Origin of the sequence: Rhodocyclus purpureus (genome assembly GCF_016653115.1) — a bacterium.
GTDB classification, from domain to species: Bacteria; Pseudomonadota; Gammaproteobacteria; order Burkholderiales; family Rhodocyclaceae; genus Rhodocyclus; species Rhodocyclus purpureus.
In genome coordinates, this window is the sequence record NZ_NHRX01000057.1 from 1 (window position 1) to 4,197 (window position 4,197).

Annotated in this window: 4 protein-coding genes; all 4 read left to right on the plus strand. The window is 67.4% G+C overall.

Features of this window, described 5'->3' with window-relative positions; genetic code table 11:
* A partial coding sequence (gene bchL, locus CCR84_RS11215) for a ferredoxin:protochlorophyllide reductase (ATP-dependent) iron-sulfur ATP-binding protein (RefSeq protein ID WP_201212282.1) occupies nt 1-869 on the plus strand: 869 nt, incomplete at its 5' end.
* Nucleotides 870-873: 4 nt separating this feature from the next.
* Nucleotides 874-1,596, plus strand: coding sequence for a magnesium protoporphyrin IX methyltransferase (gene bchM / locus CCR84_RS11220; RefSeq protein ID WP_201212284.1), 723 nt, complete (start codon nt 874-876; stop codon nt 1,594-1,596).
* A 194-nt stretch (nt 1,597-1,790) separates the two neighbouring features.
* Complete coding sequence (locus CCR84_RS11225) at nt 1,791-3,221, plus strand: BCD family MFS transporter (protein ID WP_201212286.1); 1,431 nt, start codon at nt 1,791-1,793, stop codon at nt 3,219-3,221.
* Between the two features lie 25 nt (nt 3,222-3,246).
* Nucleotides 3,247-4,032, plus strand: a complete 786-nt coding sequence (gene puhA / locus CCR84_RS11230) for a photosynthetic reaction center subunit H (RefSeq protein ID WP_201212288.1) — start codon at nt 3,247-3,249, stop codon at nt 4,030-4,032.
* Nucleotides 4,033-4,197: the final 165 nt, after the last annotated feature.

Below are 4,197 nucleotides of genomic sequence, written 5' to 3' on the forward strand. Positions count from 1 at the left end.
AGCACGACGACGGCGAGGGCAGCGTCCAGGTGGCAGCCGAACCGGTCAAGATCGGCAGCGCCAAGGTCTTCGCGGTCTATGGCAAGGGCGGCATCGGCAAGAGCACGACCTCGTCGAACCTCGCCGTCGCCTTCTCCAAGCTCGGCCTCCGGGTCTTGCAGATCGGCTGCGACCCGAAGCACGACTCGACCTTCACGCTGACCAAGTCGCTGATCCCGACCGTCATCGACGTGCTCGAATCGGTCAATTTCCATCCCGAGGAACTGCGCCCCGAGGACTACGTGTTTCCCGGCTACAACGGCGTGATGTGCGTCGAAGCCGGCGGCCCGCCGGCCGGGACCGGCTGCGGCGGCTATGTCGTCGGCCAGACGGTGAAGCTTTTGAAGCAGCACCACCTGCTCGAGGACGCCGACGTCGTCATCTTCGACGTCCTCGGTGACGTCGTCTGCGGCGGCTTCGCCGCACCGCTGCAGTTCGCCGAGCGCGTCGTCATCGTCACCGCCAACGACTTCGACTCGCTCTTTGCCGCCAACCGCATCGTCGCCGCGATCGGCGCCAAGTCGCGCGATTACCGCGTGCGCCTGGCCGGCCTCGTCGCCAACCGCAGTGCGGCGACCGACCAGGTCGACAAGTACAACGCCGCGACCGGGATGAAGACGCTCGCGCACCTGCAGAACCTCGACGTGATCCGCAGGAGCCGCCTGAAGAAGGCGACCCTGTTCGAGATGGACGAGTCCGACCCCGACGTGCAGGCGGCGCAGGCGCAGTACCTGCACCTCGCGCAGCAGCTGTGGGAGGGCACCGACGCGCTGCCGGCGCAGCCGATGAAGGACCGCGACCTGTTCGACCTGCTCGGCTTCGAGGACTGATCCCGTGAGCGACAAGACCACCACCGCCACCACGCAAACTTACGAACGTCGCCGCGGCGAACTGCAGCACTACTTCGGCCGTACCGCGAGCGAGAACTGGGTCAAGATGACCTCGGACTCGCCCCTGAACCGCATCCGCGCGACCGTGCGTGCCGGCCGCGAACAGATGCGGCAGACGCTGCTCTCCTACCTGCCCGCCGACTTCGCCGGCCGTCGCCTGTTCGACGCCGGCTGCGGCACCGGCATGCTGTCGATGGAAGCCGCGCGCCGCGGTGCCCAGGTCGTCGCCATCGACCTCGCCGCGACGCTCGTCGCTGAAGCGCGCGAACGCGCCAAGGCCGACCCCGCCACGGCCGGCATCGACTTTCGCGTCGGCGACATGTTCGACCCCGCGCTCGGCGAGTTCGACCACGTCGTCGCCATGGACTCGCTGATCCACTACGAGGCCGCCGACGTCGTGCGCGTGATCAAGGGCTTCGCCGCGCGCACCAAGGGCTCGATCGTGTTCACCTTCGCGCCGAAGACCGGCCCGCTCGCGCTGATGCACGCGGTCGGCAAGTTCTTCCCGCGCTCGGACCGCTCGCCCGCGATCGTCCCGGTCGGCGAAGCGCACTTGAAGCGCCTGCTCGCGCAGGAACTGCCGGCCTGGACCATCGGCCGCACGCAGCGCATCAAGAGCGGTTTCTACACTTCCCAGGCGCTCGAACTGATCGCCCCGAGCGCCTGAGCGCGCCCGCAGCGGATCCGTGACCCCAACACCTCTTTTCAGCCACGAAATTCACGAAACAAAACCCAGACTTCTAGTCATTGAGCGGCCACTGCATCGGGTAACGCCTGGCGAGCCTCGAACGCCATGAATGATTTCGTTCTTTTTCATGCGGTTTTTCGTGCCTTTCGTGGCCAACTGCCTTTTCCAGGATCATGAGCCAGCCCAACTTCTTCGTCCGTAACTGGGTCGCCATGGGCACCCGCTTCCTGCCCTTCGCCGACGCCGGCAGTGAGGGCTTTCCGCTGTCGCGCATCCTGCGCCTGTCGCTGTTCCAGATCTCGATCGGCATGGCCGCGGTGCTGCTCACCGGCACCCTGAACCGGGTGATGATCGTCGAACTCGGGGTGCCGACCTGGCTGGTCGCGCTGATGGTCTCCTTGCCGCTCGTCTTTGCGCCCTTCCGCGCGCTGATCGGTCACCGCTCCGACCACCACAAGTCCTCGCTCGGCTGGAAGCGCGTCCCCTACATCTGGCTCGGCACGCTCTGGCAGTTCGGCGGCTTCGCGATCATGCCCTTCGCGCTGATCGTCCTCTCCGGCATGACCGAACTGCCGGTGCCGCCGCTCGCCGGCCAGGCCGCCGCCGCGCTCGCCTTCCTGCTCGTCGGCGCCGGCATGCACACGGCGCAGACCGCCGGCCTGGCACTCGCCACCGATCTCGCCGACGACGAGACGCGCCCGCGCGTGGTCGCGCTCCTCTACGTCATGCTGCTCGTCGGCACGCTGCTCTCGGCGCTCGTCTTCGGCGCGCTGCTCGCCGACTTCAGCCAGATCCGACTGATCCAGGTCGTCCAGGGCGCCGCGGTGCTCACCATGGCCCTCAACCTCGTCGCGCTCTGGAAACAGGAAGCGCGCCAGCCCTCGCGCACCACCGGCGAGAACGCCACCGACTTCCGCAGCGAATGGCGTGCCTTCGTCGCCCAGCCCAACGCCAAGCGCTTCCTCACCGTCGTCGGCCTCGGGTCCGCTGCGTTTGCCATGCAGGACATCCTGCTCGAACCCTACGGCGCCGAGGTGTTGCACATGGCCGTCGGCGAGACGACGACGCTGACCGCGGCCGCTGCCGCCGGCGCCATCACCGCCTTCTCGCTCGCCGCCTATCGCCTCGGCCGCGGCGGCGACCCGATCAAGCTCGCCACCCTGGGCGCCGCCGCCGGGCTGGTTGCCTTCCTCGCGGTAATCTTTGCCGCATTGACAGAATCTGCGGTATTATTTTTCGGGGGTGCGGCGTTGATCGGTTTCGGCGGCGGGCTTTTTTCCGTCGGAACCCTGACCTCCGCAATGTCGCTCAATCAGGGCGGCCACAGCGGACTGGCCCTCGGTGCGTGGGGTGCCGTCCAGGCCTCCTGCGCAGGGGTGGCGATCGCACTCGGCGGCGCGATTCGCGATGTGGTATCCGGACTGGCAGCGCAGGGGGCGCTCGGTCCGACGCTGAACACTCCGGCCACGGGGTTCGAGGCGGTCTACTGCATCGAAGTTGCCTTGCTTTGCATCACGCTGCTGGTGATCGGGCCGCTCGCCCGTCGTCACGGCGGGCCGCCGTCGCAGTCGAACAAATTCGGGCTCGCAGAACTGCCCGGCTGAACAATTAGCCAAGGAGGTCAACAACATGCCAAGTGGTGCCATCACCAGCTACGTCGATGTGGCGCAGCTCACGCTTTACGCTTTCTGGATTTTCTTTGCCAGGCTGCTGATCTACCTGCGCCGCGAAGACAAGCGCGAAGGCTATCCGCTCGAACACGACATGGCCGCCCGCACCGGCAGCCAGGGCTACAACGGCCTGCCGAAGGCGCCCGATCCCAAGACCTTCCTGCTCCGCTCCGGCGCCGAAGTGCAGAAGCCCGGCCCCGTCAATGAGCGCGAGATCCTCGCCGTTCCCGGCCGCTATCCGTTCGCCGGCGCCCCGCTCGAAGCGACCGAGAACCCGCTGATCGACGGCGTCGGTCCCGCTTCCTACGCGCTGCGTGCCGACACGCCCGACACCACCCTCGAAGGCCTGCCGAAGATCGTCCCGATGCGCGTCGCCACCGACTTCTGGCTGCCCGAAGGCGAGACCGACCCGCGTGGCTCCACCGTCGTCACTTTCGACCGCGAAGTCGCCGGCACCGTCGTCGACATCTGGGTCGACCGCTCCGAAGTCTGCGCCCGCTACTACGAAGTCGAAGTCCAGACCGCCAACGGCACGCGCAAGGTGCTGCTGCCGATCAACTTCACCAAGTTCATCAAGCCGGTCGGCCAGGTCAGCGTGCGCGCGCTCAAGGCCGCCCAGTTCGCGGACATCCCCGGCCTCGCCCACCCCGACCAGGTCACCCTGCGCGAAGAAGACCGCATCTGCGCCTACTTCGCCGGCGGCAAGCTGTATGCCGACCCGTCGCGTCTCGGCCCGCTCACCTGATCTGTCCTGAGCGCAAGCATTGACCGTAAGTCGTGACAAAGAGCAGATCCGCGGCCTCCCGGGACCCCTCCCGGAAGGCGAGCGGATCCTCTGGCAGGGCGCACCGCACTGGCCGAGCTTCGCCCGCAGCGCGTTCCACCTGAACAAGGTCGCCGTCTACTTCGG